The 26,379-nt window shown below is 63.5% G+C and carries 20 protein-coding genes; 13 read left to right on the top strand and 7 right to left on the bottom strand.

Going from position 1 to position 26,379, the window contains the following annotated elements:
* The first annotated feature begins 69 nt into the window (after positions 1-69).
* From H3T89_RS06035 to H3T89_RS06055, 5 genes are all read left to right on the top strand, one after another.
* Positions 70-810, top strand: a complete 741-nt coding sequence (locus H3T89_RS06035; protein WP_198216502.1) for a GNAT family N-acetyltransferase — start codon at positions 70-72, stop codon at positions 808-810.
* The gene (locus H3T89_RS06040) at positions 797-2,107 is read left to right on the top strand and encodes an MFS transporter (RefSeq protein ID WP_198203705.1); all 1,311 of its coding nucleotides are present in this window, start codon (positions 797-799) and stop codon (positions 2,105-2,107) included. Before H3T89_RS06035 ends, H3T89_RS06040 begins: the two co-directional genes overlap by 14 nt.
* Before the next feature lie 27 nt (positions 2,108-2,134).
* Positions 2,135-2,872 carry a 4-hydroxy-tetrahydrodipicolinate reductase gene (dapB, locus tag H3T89_RS06045; RefSeq protein ID WP_198203706.1) on the top strand — a complete coding sequence of 246 codons (738 nt, stop codon included), beginning with the start codon at positions 2,135-2,137 and terminating at the stop codon, positions 2,870-2,872.
* A 40-nt stretch (positions 2,873-2,912) separates the two neighbouring features.
* Positions 2,913-3,818, top strand: coding sequence for a 4-hydroxy-tetrahydrodipicolinate synthase (dapA, locus tag H3T89_RS06050; protein ID WP_198203707.1), 906 nt, complete (start codon positions 2,913-2,915; stop codon positions 3,816-3,818).
* 66 nt (positions 3,819-3,884) lie between these two features.
* Positions 3,885-5,738 (top strand): ribonuclease J, encoded by a 1,854-nt coding sequence (locus tag H3T89_RS06055; RefSeq protein ID WP_198216503.1) that lies wholly within the window; start codon positions 3,885-3,887, stop codon positions 5,736-5,738.
* An 87-nt stretch (positions 5,739-5,825) separates the two neighbouring features.
* On the opposite strand, the gene H3T89_RS06060 is transcribed toward H3T89_RS06055, so the two are convergent.
* Entirely contained in the window at positions 5,826-6,893 is a 1,068-nt protein-coding gene (locus tag H3T89_RS06060) for a 2,3-butanediol dehydrogenase (protein WP_015021454.1), read from the bottom strand.
* Positions 6,894-7,008: 115 nt separating this feature from the next.
* Complete coding sequence (locus H3T89_RS06065; protein WP_198203709.1) at positions 7,009-7,767, bottom strand: hypothetical protein; 759 nt, start codon at positions 7,765-7,767, stop codon at positions 7,009-7,011.
* Positions 7,768-7,980: 213 nt separating this feature from the next.
* Between H3T89_RS06065 and pepN the strand changes: the two genes are divergently transcribed.
* The 3 genes from pepN to H3T89_RS06080 all read left to right on the top strand — a co-directional run bounded on the left by pepN (position 7,981) and on the right by H3T89_RS06080 (position 12,754).
* Positions 7,981-10,596: an aminopeptidase N gene (pepN, locus tag H3T89_RS06070; protein ID WP_198203710.1), complete on the top strand. Its 2,616-nt coding sequence runs from the start codon at positions 7,981-7,983 to the stop codon at positions 10,594-10,596.
* Between the two features lie 97 nt (positions 10,597-10,693).
* Positions 10,694-12,070, top strand: coding sequence for a phosphoglucosamine mutase (gene glmM, locus H3T89_RS06075; RefSeq protein WP_015021457.1), 1,377 nt, complete (start codon positions 10,694-10,696; stop codon positions 12,068-12,070).
* Between the two features lie 30 nt (positions 12,071-12,100).
* On the top strand, positions 12,101-12,754 hold the full coding sequence (locus H3T89_RS06080) for a peptide deformylase (protein WP_198203711.1): 654 nt from the start codon (positions 12,101-12,103) through the stop codon (positions 12,752-12,754).
* 14 nt (positions 12,755-12,768) lie between these two features.
* On the opposite strand, the gene H3T89_RS06085 is transcribed toward H3T89_RS06080, so the two are convergent.
* Positions 12,769-13,452 carry an SOS response-associated peptidase gene (locus tag H3T89_RS06085; RefSeq protein ID WP_198216504.1) on the bottom strand — a complete coding sequence of 228 codons (684 nt, stop codon included), beginning with the start codon at positions 13,450-13,452 and terminating at the stop codon, positions 12,769-12,771.
* 226 nt (positions 13,453-13,678) lie between these two features.
* Here H3T89_RS06085 and H3T89_RS06090 point away from each other — a divergent pair, with 226 nt between their 5' ends.
* Positions 13,679-14,797 carry a zinc-binding dehydrogenase gene (locus H3T89_RS06090; RefSeq protein WP_015021460.1) on the top strand — a complete coding sequence of 373 codons (1,119 nt, stop codon included), beginning with the start codon at positions 13,679-13,681 and terminating at the stop codon, positions 14,795-14,797.
* A 133-nt stretch (positions 14,798-14,930) separates the two neighbouring features.
* Here the strand turns inward: H3T89_RS06090 and H3T89_RS06095 are convergent, their stop codons facing one another.
* Both H3T89_RS06095 and H3T89_RS06100 read right to left on the bottom strand, forming a co-directional pair.
* The gene (locus H3T89_RS06095) at positions 14,931-16,061 is read right to left on the bottom strand and encodes a glycerate kinase (protein WP_198216505.1); all 1,131 of its coding nucleotides are present in this window, start codon (positions 16,059-16,061) and stop codon (positions 14,931-14,933) included.
* Positions 16,062-16,362: 301 nt separating this feature from the next.
* Complete coding sequence (locus H3T89_RS06100) at positions 16,363-17,067, bottom strand: DUF4391 domain-containing protein (RefSeq protein WP_198216506.1); 705 nt, start codon at positions 17,065-17,067, stop codon at positions 16,363-16,365.
* 150 nt (positions 17,068-17,217) lie between these two features.
* Between H3T89_RS06100 and H3T89_RS06105 the strand changes: the two genes are divergently transcribed.
* Positions 17,218-18,252, top strand: a complete 1,035-nt coding sequence (locus H3T89_RS06105; protein WP_232348490.1) for an alpha/beta hydrolase — start codon at positions 17,218-17,220, stop codon at positions 18,250-18,252.
* Positions 18,253-18,365: 113 nt separating this feature from the next.
* Entirely contained in the window at positions 18,366-18,569 is a 204-nt protein-coding gene (locus tag H3T89_RS06110; RefSeq protein WP_015021464.1) for a hypothetical protein, read from the top strand.
* Between the two features lie 75 nt (positions 18,570-18,644).
* Here H3T89_RS06110 and H3T89_RS06115 read toward each other — a convergent pair whose 3' ends face one another.
* Positions 18,645-20,015, bottom strand: a complete 1,371-nt coding sequence (locus H3T89_RS06115; protein ID WP_198216508.1) for a sugar porter family MFS transporter — start codon at positions 20,013-20,015, stop codon at positions 18,645-18,647.
* Positions 20,016-20,320: 305 nt separating this feature from the next.
* Between H3T89_RS06115 and H3T89_RS06120 the strand changes: the two genes are divergently transcribed.
* Together H3T89_RS06120 and H3T89_RS06125 are read left to right on the top strand one after the other, a co-directional pair.
* Complete coding sequence (locus tag H3T89_RS06120) at positions 20,321-21,277, top strand: nucleoside hydrolase (RefSeq protein ID WP_015021466.1); 957 nt, start codon at positions 20,321-20,323, stop codon at positions 21,275-21,277.
* A 51-nt stretch (positions 21,278-21,328) separates the two neighbouring features.
* Positions 21,329-22,717, top strand: a complete 1,389-nt coding sequence (locus H3T89_RS06125; RefSeq protein WP_198216509.1) for an MFS transporter — start codon at positions 21,329-21,331, stop codon at positions 22,715-22,717.
* 194 nt (positions 22,718-22,911) lie between these two features.
* Here the strand turns inward: H3T89_RS06125 and H3T89_RS06130 are convergent, their stop codons facing one another.
* Entirely contained in the window at positions 22,912-26,316 is a 3,405-nt protein-coding gene (locus H3T89_RS06130) for an RCC1 domain-containing protein (RefSeq protein WP_198216510.1), read from the bottom strand.
* Between the last annotated feature and the right edge of the window lie 63 nt (positions 26,317-26,379).

Here is a 26,379-nt window from a genome sequence, read left to right on the forward strand (position 1 = left end):
AGCAGGCGATCGGCGGACGGCCCAGGGCCGTCGTGGGGCCGGGCACGCCCGAATGGAGCAATGAGACAGATGACAACGTCCAGTAATCGCAACCAGGCCTCCCGGAGGAGGGGAAGCGTGGAAATAAGACCCATGGTCTGGGCGGATATGCCCGACCTGGTAGGGACCTTTGACGCCACCTGGAAGGTGCAGGAGGATCCCGAGGGGGGTGTGTCCCGTCTGAGCGCAGCCCATTTCATCCTGCACTATCTGGTGGGTGCCACCAGGGCTCGGATAGCTGTCGATGGGCAGGACTTCCTGGGGGTGACCCTGCTGGCCGAGGGGCGTGGCGAACTGTGCTTTCCCCAGGCCGAAGAGGAGCTGGAGCAGGTGGACCAGAGGCTGTCTGCCACGGCGCTGGGCACTCAGACCCTGGACCGGGCCCGCCAGTGGCAGCTGACCGAGGTCAAGTTGGAGGAGAAGTGCGGTTTGTCCGTCCCGCCTCAGGCTGAATTGAGGCTCTTCCTGGTCTCCAGCCGTGCCCGGGGACGCGGTGTGGGCGGCGCCCTCTGGCGGGATACCCTGGAGCATCTGGACCAGGCGGTCATCGAGCGCTTCTACCTGCATACGGACTCCTCCTGCGACGTGGGCTTCTACGACCATCAGGGCATGGAGCGGCTGGCCGAACTCAAGGGGCGGGACCATGCGGCCTTCGCAGGGCGCGACCCTTCCGACGACCCTCAGTTCTTCGAGGGGATTGACGACATCTTCATCTACGCCAGCCATGTGAGCGACCTGCTGGGCAAGGACGGTGATCATGGCGGCCGCTAAATCCCCCTTCCTGCGCCTGTTCACCTACCCGGGCGCCGCCGGCTTCTGCCTGTCGGCGGTTCTGGCCCGTCTGCCCCTGGGCATGATGGGTCTGGGCATCGTACTGGCCTTGAACCACATCTATGACAACTGGACCTCGGCCGGGCTGATGAGTGCCGTCTACACGCTCAGCGCGGCCCTGGTCACCCCCTTCTACGCCCGCCTGTTCGATCGGTTCGGCCAGCGTCGGGTCGGGGTGATCGCCCTGATTGTGCAGGCTCTGGCCATCCTGGGATTCGCCGTGGGAGCCATGCGCCGGGTTCCCCTGGGTGTGCTCTTTGTTCTGGCGGCCCTGATGGGCCTGACCCAGTTCGCCTTCGGAGCCCTGGTGCGCACCCGCTGGGCCTGGGTGCTGCGCGACGACAAGACCAATCTGCTCAACACCGCCTATGCCCTGGAGTCGGGGCTGGACGAGTGCGTCTTCATCATGGGGCCCATCCTCTCCGCCTACCTGGCCACCTCGGTCAGCCCGGTCTCCCAGCTCTACCTGCCTGCCCTGGCTCTGCTGGTCGGCGGACTGACCTTCTTCGCCATGCGTTCCACCGAGCCCCCGGCCGTCGTCCGCATGGAGGCCGTCAGCCAATCTGCGGCGGATCATTCCCCGGTGGATGCCCATGGGGACGTTCTGCCAAGCGAAACTGACGGCAACCAGGGCTCCCGCTCGGCTCTGGTCTATCCGGGAATCTTCCTGCTGGTGGTGATCTTCGTCGTCTTCAACATGAGCTTTTCCGCTGTTGACGTCTCGGTTACCGCCCTGACCAAGTCCATGGGTCGCGAGGGGGCGGTGGGCCTGCAGCTGGCCCTGTTCGCCCTGGGCTCCCTGTGCGGGGCGCTGATCTTCGGCTCCGTCAGGCTCAAAGGATCCCGTTGGCGCTATCTGACGACCTTCCTGGTGTTGCTGACCCTGGGCTACGTGGTCTTCCGCCTGGTCATGGACAATCTGGTCCTGCTGGGTCTGGCCGAGGTGCTGACCGGCCTGTGCGTCTCGCCCATCTTCGCCACCGGCAACCTGATTGTGCGCGAGAACGTGGATGCCCGGGCACTGACCGAGGGACTCTCCTGGCTGTCCACCGGCGGGTCCATCGGCACCTCCTTGGGATCCACCCTGGCCGGGGTCGCCCTGGATCAGTTCGGGCCGCACGGCGGCATGACCATCCCGGCGGTGGTCACCTGCTGCGCTGTCCCTCTGGCCCTGCTGGGCTGGGCCAGGAGCCGCGGGAGGGGTATGGTCGTGGAAAAGACCGAAAATGCTGAGTGAAATGAACGGTGAAGAAGGAGGCAGCCGATGATCCGCGTATCGGTGCTGGGCGCAGGTGGACGCATGGGAACCGAGGTGGTGCGTGCTCTGAAGGACGCGCAGGATATGCAGACGGCCCTGTTGCTGGGCCCCGATGACGATCCGGCTTCTATCAATCCGAGCAACACGGACGTGGCGGTCGACTTCACCAGCCCCGATGCCGTCCTGGGCAATACCCTGACCCTGATAGGGCAGGGGGTCCACTCCGTCATCGGCACCACCGGCTGGACCAAGGGGCGTCTGGACCAGGTCAGGCAGGCCTTGGACGGGCATCCCGGGCTCAGCGTCTTCATCGCTCCCAACTTCGCCATCTCTGCAGTGCTGGCCGACCGGTTCGCAGCCATGGCGGCCCGCTACTTCGAGTCGGCCGAGGTGATCGAGATGCACCATCCCGACAAGGTCGACGCTCCTTCCGGCACGGCTCTGGGGACCGCTTCCGCCATTGCCGAAGCCCGCCGCCAGGCTGGCATGGGTCCCATGCCCGACGCAACCCGGCAGCCTGATGCTTCCAGGGGCCGGGTGGTTGACGGTGTCCATGTCCATGCCGTCCGGCTGCGGGGACTGAACGCACACGAGGAGATCCTCATGGGTAACCCCGGCGAGCAGCTGACCATCCGCGCAGACAGCTTCGAGCGCGTCTCCTTCATGCCCGGAGTCCTCCTGGCCGTGCGCCGTGCTGGAAGCATTCCAGGACTGACCGTGGGCCTGGACTACTATCTGTTCTGATATCCGCAAGAGCGTCCCCATCTGCAAGTAGCGTGAAGATATGACCGAGACCGTTACCCATCTGCTTCCTCCTGCACCCTTCGGACGGGTGATCCCCGCCATGATCACGCCTATGAATAAGGACGGATCCGTGGATTATGGGGCTGCCGCCAATCTGGCCCGCACCCTGGTGGCCGATGGGGCCGACGGCATCCTGGTCAACGGCACAACAGGCGAGTCTCCCGTCACCCACATGGAGGAGAAGGTCAACCTGGTAAGGGCCGTCAAGGATGCCGTCGATGTGCCCGTCATCTCCGGAGCGGGATCCAACGACACGGCGCACACGGTACGCATGGTGGAGATGACCCAGGAGGCCGGGGCCGATGCCTTGCTGGTGGTCATGCCCTACTATTCACGCCCCTCCCAGGATGGGGTGGTGGCCCACTTCCGCTCTGTATGCCAGTCGGCTCAGCGACCGATCATTCTTTACGATGTGCCCGGACGGACCGGACTGCACGTCGAGCTGGACACCTACCGGCGCCTGGGCGAGTTGGATGCGATCATCGCCGTCAAGGATGCCACGGGCGACTTGGCCTCCATGCCCCGCAAACGCCAGGAGACCGGCCTGACCTGGTACTCAGGCGATGACGGACTCTATCTGCCCTTCCTGGCCTTGGGCGCGGTCGGCGTCATCTCGGTCATTGCCCATGTGGCATCCGGACCCATGAAGCGTCTGGCTGACGACTTCGATGCTGGCGACCTGGACGGCGCAAGGGATCTGGCCGTGCGTCTGGACCCGCTGGTCCAGGCTCTGAACGGCCGGGGGCAGCAGGCCGTCATGGCCAAGGCTGCTCTGAAGGCGGCCGGTAGACTGGACCAGACCGCCATGAGGCTGCCCAATCTGGGTCCCGATGAGGACCAGGTGGCTCTTGCCCGCAAGGGCATGAAGGCTGCCGGGCTGATCTGAATCAGTTCTGAAATCAACGTCGCCCCTGTATAGGCAGGGGCACAGATGATAGAAACACAAGTGAGTATGGCAAGAAAACAAGAAGAATCAAACACGACCGGCAAGAGCAGAAATCGTCGGTCCTCCTCCAAGAACGGCAAGCAGGGGTCAGGCAGGTCCCGGGGCGAATCCCGTAGCCGCCGCAACGGCGCCATCGCCCGCGGCAAGGGCACCCAGACCGAGCAGCATCTGGTGGCGCCCCCCAAGTATCGCAAGGGTTCCATGCGTATCGTCCCCCTGGGTGGCTTGGGCGAGATTGGCCGCAACATGAATGTGATCGAGTACAACGGCCACATCCTGCTGATCGACTGCGGCGTGCTCTTCCCCGAGGAGGAACAGCCGGGCGTGGATTTGATCCTGCCTGACTTCAGCTACATCAAGGACAAGCTGGACCAGGTGGATGCCCTGGTTCTGACCCACGGGCATGAGGATCATATCGGCGGCGTGCCCTACCTGCTCAAGCTGCGCCCGGACATCCCCCTGATCGGCTCCAAGCTGACCCTCGGATTCGTCGATGCCAGGTGTGAGGAGCACCATCTCAAGCCCACCGAGGTTGAGGTCAAGGGCCGCGACAAGCTCAAGGTAGGCCCATTCAACCTGGAATTCGTGGCAGTCACCCACTCCATTCCTGACGCCCTGGCCGTCTCCGTGCGCACCCCGGCAGGCCACATCATCGACACAGGTGACATGAAGATCGACCCGCTGCCCCTGGATCACCGCCTGACCGACCTGCGCGAGTTCGCCAAACTGGGGGAGTCCGGCGTGGATCTGCTCATGGTCGATTCCACCAACGCCGAGGTCCCCGGCTTCGTCAAGCCCGAGATCTCCATCGCCCCCGCCCTGGACAAGGCCTTCGCCGAGGCCCAGCGCAAGATCATCGTGGCCTCCTTCTCCAGCCACGTCCACCGGGTGCAGCAGGTGGTCGACGCCGCCCACAAGTTCGGCCGCAAGGTGGTCTTCGCCGGCCGGTCCATGGTCCGCAACATGTCCATCGCCTCCGACCTGGGCTACCTGCACCTGCCTGAGGACACCGTGGTCGACCTCAAGGACGCCCACAGCATTCCGGACGAGAAGATCGTCTACATGTGCACCGGATCCCAGGGCGAGCCCATGGCGGCTCTGGGCCGCATCGCCGACGGGACCCACCGCGACATCACCATCAACGAGTTCGACACGGTCATCCTGGCCAGCTCGCTGATTCCCGGCAACGAGCATGAGGTCTACAAGGTCATCAACAAGCTGGTGCGTCTAGGCGCCAAGGTGGTCAACCGCGACAACGCGGCCATCCACGTCTCCGGCCACTCCGACGAGGGCGAGCTGCTGCACTTCTACAACATCGTGCAGCCCAAGTGCGCCATGCCCATACACGGCGAGAACCGGCACCTGGTGGCCAACGGTCTGATTGCCGTCAAGACCGGCGTGGATCCGCAGAATGTGGTCCTGGCCGAGGACGGCGACGTGGTGGACCTCTACCATGGCCAGGCCGCTGTGGTCGGGTCCGTGCCCTGCGGATACGTCTATGTGGACGGCGACTCCGTGGGCCAGCTGACCGACGACGAGCTGGAGGAGCGCCGGATTCTGGGCACCGAGGGCTTCGTCTCCGCCTTCGCCGTGGTCGACACCGAGACCAGCAAGGTCGTCTCCGGCCCCAAGCTCTACCTGAACGCCGTGGCCGAGGACGAGAGCGAGTTCAAGTCCATCAATGCCCAGATAGTCGATCAGCTTGAGGATGCCATGTCCAAGGGGACCACCGGCACCTACCAGCTTCAGCAGATGATGCGCCGCACCCTGGGCGGTTGGATCTCCCGCAAGCTGCACCGTCGGCCCATGATCGTGCCCGTGGTGGCCGACATCGCCACCGACGTGCAGCCGCAGGACTGACCTCCACTGCCCGCATACTGATACCGAAGGCTCCGGTCGCCCAGATGGACGGCCGGAGCCTTCAGTGTTATCAGTAGACAGTAGCGGTTACATGCTCACGATGATCTTGACATGGTTTTCCGCGTCCTCACGCAGCTGGCGGAAGCCCTTGTCCACGATGTCCTCGACCTTGATCCTGTCGGTGATGAAGGTGGACAGGTCGATGTTCCGGTCATGGATGAGCTTGATGGCATCGGCATGATCGTTCGCGTATCCCATGGTGCCGCGGATGAACTTCTCTCCGAAGCCCAGCTCCTTGGTCAGGTTCAGCGTGATGGGCTTGCCATGAAGGGCCACGACCATGAGTCCGCCGGTGGCCTTCAAGGCCTCCAGAAGCTGGTGGTCGACAGGCTCTGCCCCTGCTGCATCGAAGGCCAGGTCAGCCCCGGCTTCGTCGGTTTCCTGGCGGACCCTCTCCGCCAGGTCCTCTTTGCTGGGATCGACCACGATGTCGGCCGAATGCGACTGAAGGGCCTTCTCCTTACGGGCTGAGGAGAGTTCGGACATGATCACCCGGACTCCCTTTGCGCGCAGAATGGTGCCGATGAGCAATCCCACCGGCCCGGCGCCTCCGACCACTGCGGTCTGGCCTTCTTGGGGTTCCATGGCACGGATGGCGTGATGGGCCACGGCGAAGGGCTCGATCATGGCAGCCTGATCCAGGGGGATGTCGCCCACGGGGAAGACATGCTCCGCCGGAACCACGATATGCTCGCTCAGTCCGCCGCCCCCTCCGTTGATGCCGATGCCGGCCAGCTTGTCGCAGTCATTGTAGTTGCCGGCCTTGCAGGCCGGGCATTCGCCACATGCGATTTCGGCCTCGACGACCACCGAGTCGCCCACCTTCATATCCGTGTGCACATCATCGGCGATCGCCTCGACGGTACCCGAGATTTCATGGCCGAAGACTACCGGCAGGGTCTCTCCCGTCAGGGGATGGGGGTGGTCGGGCGAATTTCCGCCCCCGTTGACTGCTCCATCGTAGTAAAGATGAACATCGGAGCCGCAGATGCCGGTGAAGGCGGGATGGATCTTGATTGTTCCCGGCTTGAGCTCAGGCTCGGGCACGTCCTCCAGACGTACATCTTCCTTGCCGTAGTACATCAATGCTTTCATATCGTATATCCTCTCTGATATGCGTGTAGGCCCTGCATGGACGAAGTTGAACACCCAACATGACATCCCTGCGGGCAGGTGACGCTCCCTCATTGGAGACCGCCCGATTCCCATATTACCGTGGGTATGTGGCCATGTTGATGGGAGTTTCGGCCAGAACCTCGCCGCCCTGGTCGAAGTCAAAGTCGCCCAGCCAATGTCCGAACCTGCTGGGTCCCTTGCCGCACCAGACCACACAGGCGCTGCGGTCGGCCTGTCCGCTCAGCAGACGGTTGGCGGTTCCGGTCACCCTGTCGTTGCCCAGACGGTAGTCCAGGAACTTGCCGTCCCCGTAGTGGCGGGCCACCCGCTGACGCTGCTCCTGGTCCAGCACCCGCCAGGGGTCGGCGGCGCAGAAGACCCTGGCGGGCAGATCCTGCTCCGCTGCCTGGATCAGTGCCAGGCCTCCACCCAGGCTATGTCCGGTAAAGAGGACCCCGCGTTCGGTTCCCGCCTTGTGCCGGGCCAGGTCAAGCGCCTGCTCGGCCAGGATGCCCGCCTGCTGCGTCTGCCCTGGTTCCCCATTCAGCGGTGGCAGGAAGCAGGTCAGCGCGGCATGGATATCGTGGCGGGGGTCGTCGCGCAGGTTGGTGCCTGCATAGACCACGATCAAGTGGGCATAGTCCGGACCGTCACCCATGTTCCGGGCGGCGATCATCCCCTCGAAGCCGTTTTCGGGGCAGTAGCGTGAGCGCAGCACCCAGTAGCTGCCCAGAGTCGGATCCTCGAACCAGTGCAGGCCCGGCCTGGTCTTGACATCCCCTCGACCGATCCCGTAGGAGTACTGGCAGAGCATGTTGAGCTGCTGTGTGGTAAACCCGGTCCGGACCTGCATGACGCTTCCTTTCTGCCAGACTCACAAGGCAACGACCATGAACAACCGCCTGGAGGCCCGACTATTCCCGTCCGGACTGCGCCGTCAGAAAAGAGGGGAATCGTCCTCCTGGCTCGTCGGCGTGTGCCGGCATTAGACTTGACATGCCATATCCATACAGGACCTATGCCGATGCCGGTGGGGGCACCGGCATCCATGCGCGAAAGGAAATTCATGCCCGGAGCCAATCTGACTCGTGTGGAAGCCGAAGAGCGAGCCGTCGTCGTATCCAATGTCAGCTATAAGGTCAATCTGGACCTGACCAAGGGGCCTGCCACCTTCCCCTCCTCGGCCCTGATTGACTTTGATGCCCGGCCGGGGGAGTCCACCTTTGTGGATCTGATCGCCGACCAGGTCAGCCTTATCGAACTCAACGGCCGGCGTCTGGACCCGGCCCTGACCTTCCGGGATGACCGGATTGAGCTTAACGACCTGCGCGAGCACAACCAGCTGCGGGTGGAGGCCCTCTGCCGTTATTCGCGCACAGGCGAGGGTCTGCATCGCAGCGTGGACCCCTCGGATGGCAACGTCTACCTCTACTCCCAGTTCGAGGTGCCCGATGCCCGCCGCGTCTATGCCGTCTTCGACCAGCCGGATATCAAGGCCGTCTTCGATTTCACCGTGGACGCTCCGGCATCCTGGACGGTCCTGTCCAACATGCCTCCCGCCTCCCATCAGGACCTGGACAGCCGCACCGCCCAGGGGACCCTGGAGGGCGGCCGCACCGAGGGCGTGACCCGCTGGGTCTTCCAGACAACCCCGGTCATGAGCTCCTACCTGACCGCCTTCGCCGCCGGCCCCTATGCCAAATGGACCAGCGAATACCGGAACGAGGATGGACGGACCATCCCCATGGGCCTGTACTGCCGTCAGGCGCTGAAGGATTCCCTGGACGGGGACGCCGAATACCTCTTCGACGTGACCAAGAAAGGCTTCGCCTTCTATGCCAGGACCTGGGATCTGCCCTTCCCCTGGGCCAAGTACGACCAGATCTTCGTGCCCGAATACAATGCGGGCGCCATGGAGAACATCGGCCTGGTCACCTTCCGCGACTCCTACGTCTTCGAGTCCAAGGCCACCGGGGCCCAGATCAACCGCCGTGTGGAGACCGTCCTGCACGAGCTGGCCCATATGTGGTTCGGTGACCTGGTGACCATGAAGTGGTGGAACGATCTGTGGCTGAACGAGTCCTTCGCCGAGTTCATGTCGACCCTGGCCACCGCCGAGGCCACCGAGTGGACCGACGACTGGGCCACCTTCTGCTCCGGCGAGAAGAGCTGGGCCCTGACCGAGGATCAGCTGCCTACCACCCACCCTGTGGTGGCCCCCATCCGCGACCTGCATGACACCGAGGTCAACTTTGACGGCATCACCTATGCCAAGGGGGGTTCCGTCTTGAAGCAGCTGGTGGCCTATGTGGGCCGTGAGCGCTTCTTCCAGGGCATCCACAACTATCTGACGGCTCATGCCCACGGCAACGCCACCCTGAAGGATCTGCTGACCGAGCTGGAGAAGACCAGCGGTCGCGACCTGGGCAACTGGTCACGGCTCTGGCTAGAGGAGGCCGGCATCACCACGCTGACCAGCCAGGTGCAGACCGACGAGCGTGGGACCATCACCGCCATGCGCATTGACCAGACCGCCCCCGAGGAGCATCCCGTCCTGCGTCCGCATCGCCTGGCGGTGGGCCTCTATGATGAGGACAAGTCCGGCAAGGTGGTGCGCACGGACCGGTTCGAGCTGGATCTGGAGGGCCAGGGAGCCGAAGTGCCCCAGGTCGTTGGCAAGAAGCGTCCGGCCCTGATTCTGATCAATGACGACGACCTGACCTACGCCAAGCTGCGTCTGGATCAGGACTCCCTGGAGTATGCCACGCAGAACCTGTACCGGATCGAGGATCGTCTGGCTCGTGCCGTGGTCTGGCTCAGCCTTTGGGACATGACCCGGGATGCGCAGTTCCCTGCTGAGCGCTTCATCAGCCTGAGCCTGAAGGCTCTGGCCACCGAGCACCAGTCCACCACCTTCCGCTACGCTCTGTCTCAGATCTCCACGGCCGCCCATCACTTCACCGCATCCCGTCGCCGCCAGCCCATGTTGCAGCTGGTGGCCAGCACGCTCTGGGATCTGGCCATGAAGGCCCAGCCCGGTTCGGACGAGCAGTTCCAGCTTGTCCGCGCCTACCTGGGTTACGGGGATGACGCCGACTTCGAGGATCACGCCCGGGGTCTGCTGAGCGGCGATCTGAAGCTGGAGGGGCTGACCATCGACAACAACACCCGCTGGCTGATCATCCATGCCCTGTCCGCCCACGATCTGCTGGCTGACGGGGAGATCGACCGGGAGCTGGCCGCGAAAGACACCACGGAGAACCGCGAGTTCGCCATGGGCGCCCGTGCCGCCCGCCCGACTGCCGAAGCCAAGGCCTGGGCCTGGGATCAGGCCCTTCACAACGAGGACCTGACCAACTCGCAGATCGAGGCCCTGGCCGACGGTTTCTCCGGCTCGGGGGACCAGGATCTCTTCACACCCTATGTGGACCGTTTCTTTGCTGCTGTGGACCAGGTCTGGACCCAGAAGACCTTCCACATCGCGGAGACCCTGCTCAACCCGCTGTCGGCAGGCGGGCTCTACCCGACCAAGGCCGACCCGGCCGCCCTGGTCAAGGCGGGCGACGCCTGGCTGGCCGACCACGCCGAGGCCCCCAAGGCCCTGCGCGGGATGATCATCCAGAACGTGGAGTCCTCCAGGCGCATCCTCAAGGTCCGCGAATACAACGAGCGCCTGCGCTGAGCGCTCTTTCCGCCCCGGCCCTTGTGGCGACGGGTCAGGGGCGGGGCCATAATGAATCTGTCGCCTGCATGCAGGATGGTACGTTCGGAGGAGAGCAATGCCCAGATTATTCGGTACCGATGGTGTACGCGGTTTAGCCAATAGAGACCTGACTGCACAGCTGGCCCTGGATCTGGGCGATGCGGCGGTCCGTGTCCTGGGTCGTGGAGCGGATCGGTCCGCGGGCCGTCGACGTGCCCTGATCGGCCGCGACACCCGGGTCTCCGGGGACTTCCTGGCCTCGGCCCTGGCCGCCGGCATGTCTTCGGGCGGCTTCGACGTGATCGACGTGGGCATCATTCCCACTCCGGGCATCGCCTACCTGACCAGCGTGCTCAACGTGGAGATGGGGGCGGTCATCTCCGCCTCCCACAACCCCATGCCAGACAACGGCATCAAGTTCTTCGCCCGGGGCGGGTTCAAGCTCCAGGATTCCAAGGAGGACGACATCGAAGCAGTCCTGGGCCAGGACTGGGAGCGCCCGGTGGGCGAGGGCGTGGGCCGCGTCTCCCATGACACGGTGACCGCCACCAACATGTACATCGACCACCTGGTGGAGGCCGTGGCCCCTGTAGCCCCCGACAAGACCCAGCCCAAGCCCCTGGACGGTCTGCGGATCGTGGCCGACTGCGCCAACGGTGCAACCTCGGTGGTAGCCCCCGAGGCCCTGCGCCGGGCCGGAGCGGATGTGGTGGTCATCAACGCCTCTCCTGACGGCTACAACATCAACAAGCACGCCGGCTCCACCCACCCCGAGCAGCTGCAGGCCATGGTCAAGGCCTCGGATGCGGTCATGGGCGTGGCCTTCGACGGGGATGCCGACCGTTGTCTGGCCGTGGACGAAGAGGGAAGCATGGTCAACGGCGATCAGATCATGGGCATCCTGGCCCGCGCCAAGCAGCGCGAGGGCAAGCTGGCCAATGACACCCTGGTCGTCACGGTCATGAGCAACCTTGGACTCAAGCTGGCCCTGAAGCAGATGGGCATCGTCACCGTCCAGACGGCTGTGGGTGACCGCTACGTCCTTGAGGAGATGCTGCGCGGCGGCTACACCCTGGGCGGCGAGCAGTCGGGGCACGTCATCAACCGCGAGTTCGCCACCACCGGAGACGGGACCCTGACGGCACTGACCCTGGCCAAGGAGGTCGTGCGCTCTGGCAGGAGCCTCAAGGAACTGGCCGCCGACTTCCCCCAGCTGCCCCAGCAGCTGATCAACGTCTCCGGTGTGGACAAGAACGCGGCCCGCACCAACGCCAAGGTCCAGGATGCAGTCGAGGCGGAGGAGCGGATGCTGGGCAGCACGGGCCGGGTCCTGCTGCGGCCATCGGGCACCGAGCCCCTGGTCAGGGTCATGGTCGAGGCTGCCACCCAGGAGCAGGCTGACCAGGTATGCCAGCGGCTGGCCTCGGTCGTGGCCGACGAGCTGGCCATCTGAACCAACGACCCAGGAAAGGCGGAATCATCCATGTTCGGCAGAAAGGCGGCCTTCGACGCCGACCTCAACAACCGGGTGGAGTCCATGCTGGCCGAGGCCGGCAAAGAGGAGCTCCTGCCCATCGTGCAGATGGGCGAGCCCGTCCTCCGTCAACAGGCCCAGCCCTACCAGGGTCAGCTGGCAGCCAAGACTCTGAGCAGGCTGCTCAAGGCCATGCGGGCCACCATGCTTGAGGCTCCGGGCGTGGGGCTGGCGGCACCTCAGGTGGGCCTGGGCCTGGCCATCGCGGTCATCGAGGACCACGTCCGCGACGACGAGGACGATCCGCGCCAGATTGACGAGCTGCCCTTCAGGGTCATCATCAACCCCTCCTATGAGCCTATCGGGCAGGAGACTGCGGCCTTCTACGAGGGATGCCTGTCCCTGGAAGGATTCCAGGCGGTTCGGCGGCGCTGGCTGGACATCACCGCCAGCTGGGAGGACCGTTCCGGGCGCAAGCACCGCCAGCGCATGCACGGCTGGCCGGCCCGCATATTCCAGCATGAGACCGACCATCTGTCGGGCGAGGTATACATCGACAAGGCCGAGATTCGCAGCCTGTCCTCCGACGACAACCTGAGCGAGTACTGGGCCTACGACCCGGTTCCCACCGAGGCGGCGCGGGAGCTGGGCTTCACCATCTGAATCATAAGAACCCTCTAAATTCTCTTGACCCTCTGGTCCAGGGCCATGGCTTCTGTTAGCTCCGGACCGTCCCCCCTCAAGGGTGCCACCGGGTGCATGGTCAATGCTTCTGAGGCACGACGGCCGGACTCCACAGCCTTGGGCAGGATTGCCTTGCCCTCCATGCCTGGATCCAGCCAGGAGTCCAGGTTCTCATCGGTGATCAGCAGGGGCATCCGGTCGTGCACCCGGGCGGCCTCTGGCGTGGCTTGCGTCGTCAGGATGGTGGCTGTCAGCAGCCAGGGTTGGCCTGGTCTGGCACGCCACCAGGAGTAGAGCCCGGCGATGTTCAGGGTGTGGCCGTCGGGAGCCTGGAAGTAGTAGGGCTGGTGGTCGGGTGTCCACTCGTAGTAGCCGCTGGCCGGAATGATGGCCCTCTGACTCCTGGCCGAGTCCGCGTAGGTTCGCTTGGTCAGAGCGCTCTCCACTCGGGCGTTGTGGGTGGGGTAGGCCATTTGATCGCTTTCCGACCAGGAAGGGACCAGGTTCCAGCGGGCCGGATGCAGGTGCCGCTGCCCATGACGGTCTTGGGCCACCAAAGCGATGACAGACCCGGGGCTGATGTTCCAGGAGGGCTTGGGCAGTCCCGAAGCCTGTCGGGCACCGTAGCGTTGGGCCAGGTTGGAGTAGTCCAGGTCAGCCGCGAATCGTCCACACATGAAGCCCATTCTATGGATGCTTGGAGGCCCCGTCGAGGAAACGCCGGAGGCCTTTTTCCGGGCCAGTCTAAATGCTGATTGACCCTTCTTTCCTGCTACCATGAAAGTGGTCTGCGGCAGCGGTGTATACATTGAGGATGGCCGTGGCCACAGCGGAATATTCAACGTTGTTTTTTGCCCTGCCTGGCATGATGCCGGTGGCGGCATTGTGATTAGGAGATGGTTTATGCCTCAGAAGATCAAGGCGTCGATTGCCTACGGCATCGGCAAGGGCTTTGCCCAGCCCGAGGAGATCATCATTGACGACCCCATTGGCGCGGAGGTTCTGGTGGATGTGCAGGCCTCGGGTCTGTGCCATTCGGATCTGCATCTGGTCGAGGATGACGACAAGTTCTTCCCCTTCCCGGCTGTGATCGGCCATGAGATTTCGGGCATCGTCGAGGCCGTGGGCCCCGAGGTGTCCGGCATCAAGGTGGGCGACCACGTGGTGGCCTCCCTGGAGCAGGTCTGTGGACACTGCGCCAACTGCCTCAAGGGCCAGCCCCAGTCCTGCACTCAGCAGCAGGAGTGCGTGCGCGGCGCGGGCGAGAAGCCCCGTCTGTCCTTCCCCGACGGCCGGCCCATAACCCAGGCCTTCGGCACCGGCGGCTTCGCCGAGAAGGCCCTGATTCACGAGAACCAGCTGGCTGTGGTCAACAACCAGGTCAAGTGGGATGAGGCCGCCTGCATCGGCTGCGCCACCATCACCGGAGCCGGAGCGGCCATCAACACCGCCCATGTGCGTCCCGGCGACACCGTGGCTGTCATCGGCACCGGCGGTATCGGCCTGAACATCATTTCGGGAGCCCGGATTTGCGGCGCCAAGCGGATCATCGCCATCGACCTGCTGGACAACAAGCTGGAGTTCGCCCGCAAGTTCGGCGCCACCGACGTCGTCAACTCCAAGAACGAGGACCCTGTGGCCAAGGTGCGCGAGCTGACTGACGGCGGCGTGGACAAGGCCTTCGAGGCCATCGGTCTGCCCGTCACCATGAAGCAGGCTTGGGACATGCTGGGCGTGGGCGGCACCGCCTACCCGATCGGTCTTACCAAGCCGGATGCCACGGTCTCCCTGGAGATCAACCCGGCCGACCTGCTGGTCCACCAGCGCGGCTTCAAGGGCGTGTGGATGGGCTCCACCAACATCAAGCACGACATCCCCATGTACGCCGACTTCGCTGTGGATGGGCGCCTGAACATGCACGACATCGTCAGCCAGCACATCAAGCTGAGCCAGATCGACGAAGCCTACAAGCAGCTGGTCAACGGCGAGGTCATCCGTTCGGTCATCACCGAATTCGACTGATGACTTCCACTGTTCGGTATGACTGCTGAAGGTCATGCCAAACAGGGTTCTTATAGGGGTTCTGATGACAAGGGGCTCCGGGTGCGCAAGACATCCGGAGCCCCTTTGTCGTTTTGGCAATCCCAGAGCCTGATCAGGCCAGGAGCCTGCCGATGTTCTCGGCCACTGTGGCGAGGTTGTCGGCGGCCTTGGCCATGGCATCCTCAAGGCTGACGGCCCCGGGGCTGATGCTGAAGATGGCGTCGATGCCCACCTTGTAAAGCTCTTCAGTCCCGGCTCCAAGGTTGCCCGCCAGGGCGATGACCTTGCAGCCGGGGGAGGACTCCTTGACGGCCTGGGCTGTGCCCATGGGGGTCTTGCCGAAACCGGTCTGGAAGTCGATGCCGCCCTCGCCGGTGAAGCAGAGGTCGGCACCGCGGGCCAGCTTCTTGAGATGGGTGGTCTCCACGACGATGTTGACCCCCGAGGCCATGACGGCCGGAGTGAAGGCCAGGAATCCTGCACCCAGACCACCGGCGGCCCCAGCACCCGGCTTGGTCTCCACCTCCCGATGCAGATCCCTGCGAATGACGGCTGCATAGTGGGCCAGGGCCGCATCCAGGGTGGCCACCATGGATGGGTCCGCCCCTTTTTGCGGTCCGAAGACGGCCGAGGCTCCTTCAGGGCCGGTCAGAGGGTTGGTCACGTCCGAGGCCAGACGAATGCGGGTGCGGGCCAGACGGGGATCCAGCCCGGAGACGTCGATCCAATCCAGCCTGGCCAGCGCCGCTCCACCCTGTGTCAGATCATTTCCGTCAGCGTCCAGGAGCCGGGCACCCAGGGCCTGGGCCATGCCGGCGCCGCCGTCGTTGGTGGCCGATCCGCCCAGGCCGACGATGATCTCCTGTGTGCCCTGGTCCAGGGCCTGGCTGATCAGCTCGCCTGTGCCGTAGGTGGTGGTGACCAGCGGGTCCCGGGTCTGTTCGTTGACGAACTGGATGCCGCTGGCCGCAGCCATCTCGATGGCGGCTGTCCGTCCGTCGCCCAGGATGCCGTAGCTGGCGTTCAGGGTCTGGCCCAGGGGTCCGGTGACCTGGGTCTGGATCATGTGGCCTTCGGTTGCATCGACCAGGGCCTGGACCGTGCCCTCGCCACCGTCGGCCATGGGCACCAGGACCATTTCGGCCTTGAGTGGGCTGCGTCGCAATCCCCGTTCGATGGCCTCTGCGGCCTCCTTGGCGGTCAGGCTGCCCTTGAAGGAGTCGGGTGCGATGATGATTTTCATAGGTGTGACCTTTCCTGACTCGTCCCTTCAGAAGACCAAACAGACCAGCATGGCCACCCGGGGTCATGGTCAGGCCTACCAGGCTCGCCCAGGGTCATGCTGATGGGCTTGGTGAAGAAGCTGCTGCCCAGGATAAGGCTTGTGGAGATTGCAACGGCCATGGGGATGTTGACAATCGATGTCAGCATGGGTCCAAGCATGACCATGACTTGGATGAGGTTTGTGATCTGCATGGGCAAGTCTGAGCTGGAGCTTTGCCAGACTAGGCATGGCTCGGCTCTGCTGCCTAAACCTCAGTTGTTTAGTTATCGGCGGAAAGCTGCTTCAGTTCGGCGCGGACCTTCTGGAGCTTGGCGAAGGCTGTGTTGCGGTCCTGGGTGGTTTTGGCCCGGCCGTGGTCTCCGGTCAGCTTGGCCTCCTGGGCCTTGAGCAGGTCGATGCGCTCGCGGACGGCGAGTCGGTTGTCCAGATTCGTGCCGTCAGTCTGATCCAGGGTCACCTGGGCGCAGAGGCTGTCCCAGAGCTGGTCCATATCGTCGCCGACCAGGGTCAGTCTGGCCTTATCAGCAGGGCGGGGCCTGCCCAGGTGGAGCGTATGCCTGGTCTCATGACCAGCCTTGGTGGGCAGGGCCCGGCGGACGGCCGGCGTGCAGACGAGGCCCTCTTCACCCTGGTGAATGGTGATGAAGACCATGCCTGAGGAGCGCATGGCGGCGATGTGTTCCAGCACGTCCTCCGGCACATCGGGGGTCTTCAGCCCGACTGCCATGACCAGCACCTCGTGGCAGTGCGCGCCATCCGTCACAGGGATGGTACCGGGCCTCAGCAGGGCCAGCATGACGATTTTGCCGACGCTGGTGGAGAAGTGCTGGCGCAGTCGTGAGGAGACGGGCGGTCGCGTGGTGAAGGCCCTTATGGGCAGTTCGCCGTTGGCTGCTGGAATGGCGGTGGTGGGCGGCAGACCCAGGGAGAGCGCGGATATGCCTTCGTAGCTTGCGATTGTCATCCTTGGCCTTTCTGTCGCTGTTTCCGTCATTTTACCGGCAGGAGTGCGACCAGGGGCAAGAGTGTCCGTTTGCCGGCATTGTATATTGGCTGTAAACCCACAGAACCGGATGCGAGGAGCTGTGCGGGTTGGAGTAATGAGGGCTGAATGATGAGCAACGATGCAGAGATGACTGTAACCGACGAGGAACGCGAACTTCTGGAGGGATGGACCGAAGTCGACGGGGACCTGGATGGCTGCAGTCCGGATATGGTCCGGGTCGTTCTGGGCTCCAGGCTGACCTTCGGGCGCGTGGACGCTCCCCGCTCCCGTCATTGGCAGGTGCCGGAGGGGGTGGACTGCCTGAACGACATCGCATATGTGGATGATGGCCTGCGCGCCCACAAACTGGACCTCTACCTGCCTCATGATGCCCGGCTGCGCAACGGCAGGGTCATCCCTGTCTACATCGACATCCACGGCGGCGGGTTCATGTACGGCTACAAGGAGCTCAACCGAAACTTCTGCACCCACCTGGCCAAGCGCGGCTTTGCGGTCTTCTCGGTCAACTACCGGCTGATTCCCAGCACGGACTTCATGGGCCAGCTGGGTGACGTGCTGACGGCCCTGACCTGGATCAAGACCCACCTGGACGAGTATCCGGTTTCGCCCGACCGCATCTTTCTGACGGGAGACTCGGCTGGAGGCACCCTGGCCCTCTATACGCTGGCAGTGGAGTGCGATGACCAATTCGCGCAGAGGCTGGGGCTGAAACCTGCCGGGCTGCGGCCCCGTGGCGCTGCCTTGGTCTCAGGGCTTTTTGACCTGACTCCTTACTTATCGGTGAATCTGGATGACTTCCATCCAACTGGTTCGCCCACCGATGACCTATCCATGGTTGCCCCATCCTTCTTTGGAGGCTTCGTGCAGGCTGGGGGCGATCAGGTGGCCGACCTGACGACCATGGTCGACATGGTCCACCTGCCGCCGGTCTTTCTGAACACCAGCACCGACGACTTCCTGCAGGGCGAAGCGCTCAGGCTGGCCGAGATTCTGTGCAGGAGGGGCCGTGATTTCGAACTGCATGACCTGAGGCCCAACCGCCTGCAGTCCCTGGGACACGTCTATCCTGTGGCCATGACCTGGCTGGAGGAGAGCCGTCAGGCCCTGGACCGGATTCACGATTTCTCCTACGACCTGATATGAGCCTTTCATCGCGCCCGGTTCATCCGGTCACTGGCTATGATGGGAGGAGAAAGGTGGGCATCGATGGCGCAAGGCCCCCGGTGTCTGCACCGCCGCTTACAGAGGAGTGATTCATGGACGAGAAGACCTTGGTAGAGAAGCTGAGCAACCTGGAGACCATCGACCAGCTGGTTGATCTGTCCAAGGAGATCGGGCAGCCCCTGTCATACAACGACGCTGACCAGCTCTTCGGCAGGATCAACCAGTGCAAGAATGATGTCGCACAGCTGGGCGGCGACACCATCGCCAAGCTGGCCAAGCAGGTCTTCAACATCTGAGGCATCGGAATCTGAGGTATCGGATTCCACAAGGGCGGGCCGACGACCGGTTCCGCCCTCTTTTTATGCCCGATTTCATGCCCGGGACCGGGCCTCCTGCTCGATCTGGGCCAGGCTCTTGCCTCGGGTCTCAGGCACCATGACCCAGGCGAACACCAGGGCACACACATTGATCAGGGCGAAGAGCAGGTAGGTGCCGGTGCCGCCCAGCCGGGCCAGGAGGGTGGGGAAGACCAGGGAGAGCCCGAAGTTGGTCAGGTTCATGGCCACGTTGGCGTAGCCCATGCCGCGGCTCTTGACCTGCTGAGGGAAGATCTCGGACAGGAGCAGCCAGGTGACCGGGGCCACCAGGCCCTGGACGAAGATCACATAGATCATCATCATGCCGATCATGATCCAGGCGGCGGTGTGTGACCCGCTGCCGGGGACGCCGACGAACCGGTAGCAGACCCCGATGGCGGCAAGGAAGACGATGGTGCCTGCAAGTCCCACAGCCAGAATGACACGGCGATCGAAGCGGTCGATCAGTCCCAGCCCTCCGATGATGGCCGCTATGGCGGAGACCAGGATGACGGGCACGGTGGCGACCATGGACAGGGAGGGGTCGAAGCCCAGTGTGTCGGTGAAGATGGTCGGTGCGTAGTAGTTGACGATGTTCAGCCCGGTCAGCTGGTTGATCATGGCCACGCCGATGCCTACGATCAGCACCCGCCGGAGCCAGGGGGCCTTGAAGCTGGCGGTCTTCGCGCTCGCAGGCTGCGATAACTCCTGCATGGTCACCCGGGCCTCTGCCTGGTCGCGGGTGGACTCCAGGAAGGTCTCTGCTTGGTCCGGTTGGCCACGGCGGATCAGATGGGCAGGGCTGTCATGCAGGAAGCAGGCCAGCAGGGCCAGCAGGATGGCCGGAGGCACCAGAGCCCAGAGCATGGTCCGCCAGTCGGCACCCATCCGGTCCATGATGGCGTTGACGCTGACCGCCAGCAGCTGCCAGACCACGATCATGACCGAGTTGACCGAAACCACCCGCCCGCGTTCCGCGGTGCCGACCATATCTGCCAGGTAGATGGGCACAATGGTGGAGGTCATGCCGATGCCAGCCCCGATGATCAATCTTCCCAGTCCCAGCAGGGCCAGACTGGGGGCCAGGGCGCTCAGCAGGGCCCCGGGGATGGCCAGCAGGGCGCCGGCCAGGATGATGTGCTTGGGGCCGAAGCGGTCATTGAACTTGCCTGCCAGGTAGGATCCCAGCGCGGCACCTATCAGCAAAGCGGATGTAACCATGCCCTGTTCCCCGGCCGTCAGATGTCCGCCCGAGCCGGAGCCCAGGTTCATGCCGACCAGCGCCCCGGAGATGACGGTCAGGGTGTAGCCGTAGAGGCCGCCGGCCAACACGCCTAGGGCGGTCATCAGTTGCAGATTGTGCCGCCGTCCTTGAGTCGCAACCATGTGTTCCCCTTTCGCCAGATCATCCGGGCAGAATCAGAGTAATCATAGGCATCTGGGGAGTGGTCCGTCGATCCGGCTCGCCATTGTGGACAGGGAATCAGCCGGAAAACCGGCTGCTGGATTCGCTATCTGGGTCCAGCAATCCGGTGACATGAAAATCTGAGGATATTGTCCACGACTTGCGTCTGTCATTGGCAGCGAAACTGCTCAATTTCGCATATGATAAACAAGCATCCACCACAAGGACATCGTGGATGCATACGGCCATGGTTCCATACAGCCATGGCAATGAAAGGAAACATTGTATGCGTAAGCTGATTCTCGATCTGGACACTGGTGTCGATGACACTCTGGCTATCTCCTATGCCCTGGGCAGCCCCGAAGTTGAGCTGATCGGCATAACGGGAACCTATGGCAACGTGCTGCTGGAGCAGGGCATCCGCAACGACCTGGCCATCACCGACCTGCTGGGTCACCCCGAGGTCAAGGTCTACCCGGGTCTGTCCCACGCCTCCAAGGCGGACTCCTTCGAGGTGCTGCCCGTCTCCGCCTTCATCCACGGAGAGAACGGAATCGGCGATGTGGCCATCCCCGACTCGGACCGCAAGGCTGAGACGGAGTCGGCCGTGGACTTCATCATCGACGCGGTCAACACCTACGGCAAGGACCTGGTCTACGTGCCCACCGGCCCCATGACCAACATCGCCGCCGCCCTGGCCAAGGAGCCTGAGATCGCCCAGCGCATCGGCTCCATCGTGCTCATGGGCGGGGCCCTGACCGTGCCGGGCAATGTGGACGCATGGCAGGAGGCCAACATCTCCCAGGATCCGGATGCGGCCGACGTGCTCTTCCGCTCCGGCGCGCCTGTGACCATGGTCGGCCTGGACGTGACCCTGCAGACCCTGCTGACCTACAAGGAGACCGCCCGCTGGCGGCAGCTGGGCACTGCGGCAGGCAACTTCCTGGCGGACATGACCGACTTCTACATCAAGGCCTATGAGACCACCTCGCCCCACCTGGGTGGTTGCGGCCTGCACGATCCGCTGGCCGTGGGCGTGGCCGTGGATCCGACCCTGGTCACCACCCTGCCCATGAACATGAAGGTGGAGACCGAAGGCGCCACCCGCGGGCGCACCATCGGGGACGAGCAGCGGCTCAACGACCCCAACAAGACCATGCGCGTTGCCGTCGGTGTGGACGTGCCCCGCTTCCTGGACGAGTTCATGACCCGCATCACCAGGCTGGCCTCCCAGGCCGACTGAGGTCCGCCATCCCCGGCAAGTTCACGCAAGAGAAGGAGAACTGAAGACATCATGTCCGAAAAGCAATCCACCGAGGATTCGACAGCAGTACGATCGCTGATCCTGCTGCTGATCACCTTCGTCCTGGGCACCCTGTGCCTGCAGGGCTTCAACCTGGTCTTCCAGCAGGTCGGCAAGGATGCCGGCGCTCCCGACCAGGCCTCGCTGATCACGGCCCTGCCCAGCATCGTCCTGGGCATCGTCTGCTTCATCTACGGGTCCCTGGGCGACTTCGTATCCCTGCGCAAGCTGGTCACCTTCGGCCTGTGCATACTGTTCATCGGGTCCGTGTACGGATACGTGGCCAATACGATCATGGCCCCCAACATCTGGAATGTGATCGCGGCCCGGCTACTCCAGACCGCCGGCGAGCAGGTGGCTGGATCGGCCTACCTGGTCGTGGCCACCAAGTACCTCAAGCCTTCACTGAAGGTGGTCTTCTTCGGCATCTTCACGGCAGGCTACCAGGTGTCTGCAGCCATCGGCATCTTCGCCGCAGGCCTGCTCAGCTCCATAGCCTGGCAGTACCTCTTCCTGATTCCCGCGGTCACCATCATCTTCCTGCCCATCCTGCTCAAGAGCCTGCCCACCGGCGGCGGCAACGGCGAGAAGGTGGACTGGCTGGGCTTCGTCATCTTCGGACTGGCCACGGCCCTGCTGACCCTCTTCTTCTCTTACACGGCCTGGTGGCTGCTGGCGGCCTCGGCTGTCTGCTACCTGATCTTCGCCCTGTACATCAGCCGGGCCAGGAGCCCCTTCATCACCCCGGACTTCTTCCGCAACAAGCGCTGGCTGATGGGCATCGGTCTGATCCTGATCTTCTACTTCATGAACTACTGCATGTCTCCCATCTTCAACGCCATCGGGCGTGACGTCTACAAGGTGTCGACCACCACGGTCTCCCTGCATGTTGTCTGGGCCTTCCTGGTGGCCGCCGTGCTGGGCACCACCTCGGGAGCCATCGTGGACAGGATCGGCCGCAAGCCCGCCATCATCATCGCCGCCTGCCTGATGATCCTGGGCTTCGCAGGGACGGCCCTGGTGGTCAACTCCGGCCTGCTGGCCCTGACGCTGACCGCCTGCGTCTACTATGCCGGGGTCGGACTGATGTATTCGCCCATCGTCTCCACCGTGCTTGACACCCTGCCCCAGGACCAGTCGGGCCGCGGCGTGGGCATGAACGATCTGGTCATGAACGTGACAGGCTCCATCGGTATTGCCATCATCGGCGGCCTGATGGGCAAGCCCAGCCTGGAGGGCTTCAGCATCATGGGCGCCACTGGCCCGGCCGCCAACTACAGCAACCTGTTGCTGATCGGGGCTGCCGTCTCCCTGCTGGGCCTGGTCGTGTATTTGGCCTGCAAGAAGACCATCTACGCCACGACTGCTGACCAACAGTAAGCGGTTGTAGTCGACCGTTCGAGCGCAGCAAGAAGAGCTGTTTCCTCTGTTGCGTTCGGGCGGTCGACCGATTGTGTGGTGGGGGCGCGGGAGGGGTGTCGGCTCTCTTGGGGTATGAGCCTTGACTGACACAGGCCTCCCTGCTCCCCCTGTTCTGGCCGGAGGCGGGGGATTGATACGCCACCCGGCCGGTCTTACTCGTGCGAAGCGTGAAGCAGTCGGTGCGTTTCCCTTCGGTGGCGGCGGGATGCCAGCACCCCGCCCATGCCCGTCATACCGGTGGCCAGAGCCAGCAGAATACCCTCCCCGCCAGCTTGGGGGAGCACGCCCAGTGGTGTGTACGTGTAGGTCAGGGACTTGTCCGTCAGGGTGCTTCCTACTCCGCCCATCGTGTAGTCGACGCTGACCTTGACCGGGCCCGGCTGATGAGCGGGCGTGGTCACGGTGACGCTGTTGCTGTTGCTGACATGGGTCAGGTTCGTGCCGGCACTGGTGTCGAACCTGACTGCACTGATCACCGGCTGCAGGTTGAACGCCACCGGCACAGGAGCCCATTTGGTGTTGGTGGTGCCGTCGCCGAGCCGACCGTCACGGTTGCTGCCCCATGCCTTGGTGTTCCCGTCCGTGCCGATGGCCAGCGAATGATGGTCTCCGGCGGTTATTTGCACGGCGCGCATCCAGGGTCCGGCCGCGCTGGTGGACTGCGCGGAGGAGAGCACCTTCATGGGGTAGGGATAGGGTCTGCCGCTGCCCTTGATGCCAAGCTGGCCATTATCGTTGTCTCCCCATGCGTAGGCGTTGCCGTCCTTGTCGACCGCCAGCGAATGCTCTTGTCCGGCGCTGACTTGTGTGGCTTTCAGTCCTTTGCTCGCATCGTTGGGGCTGTCGGGGTCGCGTACGCGCACCGGAACAGACGAATTACTAGAGCTGTTGTTGCCGAGCTGATGATAATAGTCGTTTAATCCCCATGCGTAGGCGTATCCGTCGCTGCCCACGGCCAGCGAATGCCCGTATCCGGCGCTGATTTGTGCGGCTTTCAGTCCTTTGCTCGTGTCAGTGGGGCTGGCGGGGTCGCGCACGCGCACAGGAACAGACGAAGAGCTGGTGCTGTAATTGCCGAGCTTGCCGTAACTGCCATCTCCCCATGCGTAGGCGTATCCGTCGCTGCCCACGGCAAGGGAATGATTTTGTCCGGCGCTGACTTGTGTGGCTTTTAGTCCTTTGCTCGCATCGTTGGGGCTGTCGGGGTCGCGCACGCGCACCGGAACATACGAAGAGCTGGTGCTGTTGTTGCCGAGCTGGCCATAGCTGTTGTATCCCCAGGCGTACACGTATCCGTCGCTGCCCACGGCTAGCGAATAATAGTCTCCAGCGCTGACCTGCATGTAGGTGAAATCTTCTGGCAGGTCCGGATACGTCTTGCGGTCAGGTTTCTTCACCAGGACCGGAGTTGTCCTTTGAGTGGCCGTCCCGTCGCCGAGCCGACCATAGCTGTTGCTACCCCATGCGTAGGCGTTCCCGTCGCTGCCCACAGCCAAGGAAAAACCATAAGTTAAGTCGTTTGACCCGCTGATTTGGCTGAACCTGATGCCTCGGCTGGTGTCGGGCGGGGTGATGGTCGTGGCTTCGTTGCCCAGCTGGTTGCCCTTGTCGGGGCTGATGCTCCACTGGTTGTTCTGTTTGGTGGGTGTCCAGTGGGCGGTGAGGGTGAGGTCCTTGGTGACAGGCTTGCTGAAGTCGTAGGCGACTTCGCCTATGAACCATCCGTCGAACTGGTAGCCTTTTCGTTCCGGGTTGGGTGAAGGCCGTTGGACTCTGCCGTATGGGTTAGGAACTGTCTGGTCTTCTGGTTCGGGGCTTCCTGCGTCTGTGTTGAAGTGGACGGTGTGGCCCGTTTCTGTTTCGGTGTCTCTGGTCAGCGGCTGGTCGACCGTGTAGTTGAGGCTTCTGGTGAAAGGCCGGCCGTCCTGCCTGCCGGCGAGTGTGATGGCGGCTGGCCCCGGTTTGCGGGCGGGTATGTCCACCTGCCAGGATTCATCCTTCTCGCTGAGTTTGAGTGGCTGGCCGTCCAGGCTGGCTGATTCCAGGGTAGATGCAGTGGAGGTGTCGACTCTGGATGTTTTGCCCGGATTGCTCTGATGGTCCAGGCTCCACGTGAACATGCTGCCCTGCCTGTCCAAGGCCATAATCCTGCTGTCGGCTTCGGCGGCCTGCATGTAGTGTTGGTTCCCGTTGTCCGCGCGCATGGGCGCCTTGCCGGGCTGCCATGCCCAGACCTGGCCGTTCGTGCCGGTGATGACGGCCTGGTCGCCGTTGCCGGTAATCCGGTTGGCTCTCATGTCTTCCGGAAGGCCGACAGCTGTGAGACTGGTGGTGCTATCGGCAAGGTGCCGGGCCTGCCCGTCCGCGTCCAGGAGGAGGAATCCCTGGTCGAGGGCTTGGGCTTGGAGAATGCGAATGCCCGGGTCCTGCCTGATGCGTTCGGGCTTGGTTTTCCCGGTGTTGCTCGTCTCCCAGGTCCAGGCTTGCCCTTCCGAGTCCAGGGCGAGGATCCGGCTGTCGGAGGCGACTGCGGTGACGGCCTGCGTCTGCCCGGGCAGGCCGGTCGTGGCTTGTTCGGCGGGTTTCGGGTTCAGGTCCTTGCTACCTGTCAGACCGGTTCGGAAGGCGTGGATCCGGCCTTGACGGTCCACGGCCAGCAGCAGGTCATCGTTGGTGCTGATGCTGGTGAATTGGCTGTTGCTGACGGTGTCGAGGATGATGGGCGCAGGCTGTTGGCTGGTCCAGGTGTATATGTGCTGGTCGGATCCCAAAGCGGCCTGCCATCGGCTGCCGGTTGTGGCCTGCAAGTAGTGGAATCCCTCGGGTGACTGGACGGGGAGAGGAACCTGTTTGGGTGTGCCGTCTTGCGTCCATGTGTAGATACGGCCGTCGCCCGTCAGGCCGACTAGCTGCTCTCCTGCGCCTTGGACGTTGACATAGTGAGGCTCCTGCAGGCTGGGCGGCTTGATGGTCAGCCGTGCGCCGGTGGCGGGCCCATGGTCCGGGCTCAGCGTCCAGTCCGTGGCTTTGGCCCACTTGGCTTTCAGGGTCGTGTCCTGGAGGATAGGGGTCCTGAAGTCGAAGGGTTGGCCGTCATGAGTCCATCCGTCGAACCGGAAGTCATCACGTACAGGATTCTGTATCGGGGGAGTGGCGAGGGTGCCGGTTTTCACAGTTGATTGGGTAGGCGTGCTCGCGTTATCCGGATCGAAGCGCACGATATGCGAAGCTTGATCTTCCATATTATCGGATGGCTTGGCTGAAGCAGAGTTTGTGTTGTCCGGCGTGCTCGTCGTCGATGACGGGGTGTTTGGGCTTGCAGTTGGGCTTAATGGTGTGGTGGCTTGTATCGGTGATGGTGTGGGCGGTGGCGTGCTGGTTGCGTTGCTGGGGAGAGTGCCGGTGGTTTGCTTAGCTACGCGAGGGGTCTGACGACCCCCCCCCCCGGTGAGTACAGGAGCGTCCGCCTGGGCGGACGCGACGCCCAGGCCTGCCAGCAGGCCCAGCAGGACGATCATCATCGCCAGGATGCGACGCAGACGGGAAACCAGATGCATGAAACCAAAACCCCTTCACCAAACACCAAGCGGAGCAAACGCCGCTTGCCTATTCAAAGTTCT

The sequence above is a fragment of the Bifidobacterium sp. W8114 genome, assembly GCF_016101165.1.
GTDB classification, from domain to species: Bacteria; Actinomycetota; Actinomycetes; order Actinomycetales; family Bifidobacteriaceae; genus Bombiscardovia; species Bombiscardovia asteroides.

Coding starts and splice junctions, on each gene's coding strand:
- H3T89_RS06035 (WP_198216502.1), top strand. CDS start 70: ATGACAACGTCCAGTAATCGCAACCAGGCCTCCCGGAGGAGGGGAAGC.
- H3T89_RS06040 (WP_198203705.1), top strand. CDS start 797: ATGGCGGCCGCTAAATCCCCCTTCCTGCGCCTGTTCACCTACCCGGGC.
- dapB (WP_198203706.1), top strand. CDS start 2,135: ATGATCCGCGTATCGGTGCTGGGCGCAGGTGGACGCATGGGAACCGAG.
- dapA (WP_198203707.1), top strand. CDS start 2,913: ATGACCGAGACCGTTACCCATCTGCTTCCTCCTGCACCCTTCGGACGG.
- H3T89_RS06055 (WP_198216503.1), top strand. CDS start 3,885: ATGGCAAGAAAACAAGAAGAATCAAACACGACCGGCAAGAGCAGAAAT.
- H3T89_RS06060 (WP_015021454.1), bottom strand. CDS start 6,893: ATGAAAGCATTGATGTACTACGGCAAGGAAGATGTACGTCTGGAGGAC.
- H3T89_RS06065 (WP_198203709.1), bottom strand. CDS start 7,767: ATGCAGGTCCGGACCGGGTTTACCACACAGCAGCTCAACATGCTCTGC.
- pepN (WP_198203710.1), top strand. CDS start 7,981: ATGCCCGGAGCCAATCTGACTCGTGTGGAAGCCGAAGAGCGAGCCGTC.
- glmM (WP_015021457.1), top strand. CDS start 10,694: ATGCCCAGATTATTCGGTACCGATGGTGTACGCGGTTTAGCCAATAGA.
- H3T89_RS06080 (WP_198203711.1), top strand. CDS start 12,101: ATGTTCGGCAGAAAGGCGGCCTTCGACGCCGACCTCAACAACCGGGTG.
- H3T89_RS06085 (WP_198216504.1), bottom strand. CDS start 13,452: ATGTGTGGACGATTCGCGGCTGACCTGGACTACTCCAACCTGGCCCAA.
- H3T89_RS06090 (WP_015021460.1), top strand. CDS start 13,679: ATGCCTCAGAAGATCAAGGCGTCGATTGCCTACGGCATCGGCAAGGGC.
- H3T89_RS06095 (WP_198216505.1), bottom strand. CDS start 16,061: ATGAAAATCATCATCGCACCCGACTCCTTCAAGGGCAGCCTGACCGCC.
- H3T89_RS06100 (WP_198216506.1), bottom strand. CDS start 17,067: ATGACAATCGCAAGCTACGAAGGCATATCCGCGCTCTCCCTGGGTCTG.
- H3T89_RS06105 (WP_232348490.1), top strand. CDS start 17,218: ATGAGCAACGATGCAGAGATGACTGTAACCGACGAGGAACGCGAACTT.
- H3T89_RS06110 (WP_015021464.1), top strand. CDS start 18,366: ATGGACGAGAAGACCTTGGTAGAGAAGCTGAGCAACCTGGAGACCATC.
- H3T89_RS06115 (WP_198216508.1), bottom strand. CDS start 20,015: ATGGTTGCGACTCAAGGACGGCGGCACAATCTGCAACTGATGACCGCC.
- H3T89_RS06120 (WP_015021466.1), top strand. CDS start 20,321: ATGCGTAAGCTGATTCTCGATCTGGACACTGGTGTCGATGACACTCTG.
- H3T89_RS06125 (WP_198216509.1), top strand. CDS start 21,329: ATGTCCGAAAAGCAATCCACCGAGGATTCGACAGCAGTACGATCGCTG.
- H3T89_RS06130 (WP_198216510.1), bottom strand. CDS start 26,316: ATGCATCTGGTTTCCCGTCTGCGTCGCATCCTGGCGATGATGATCGTC.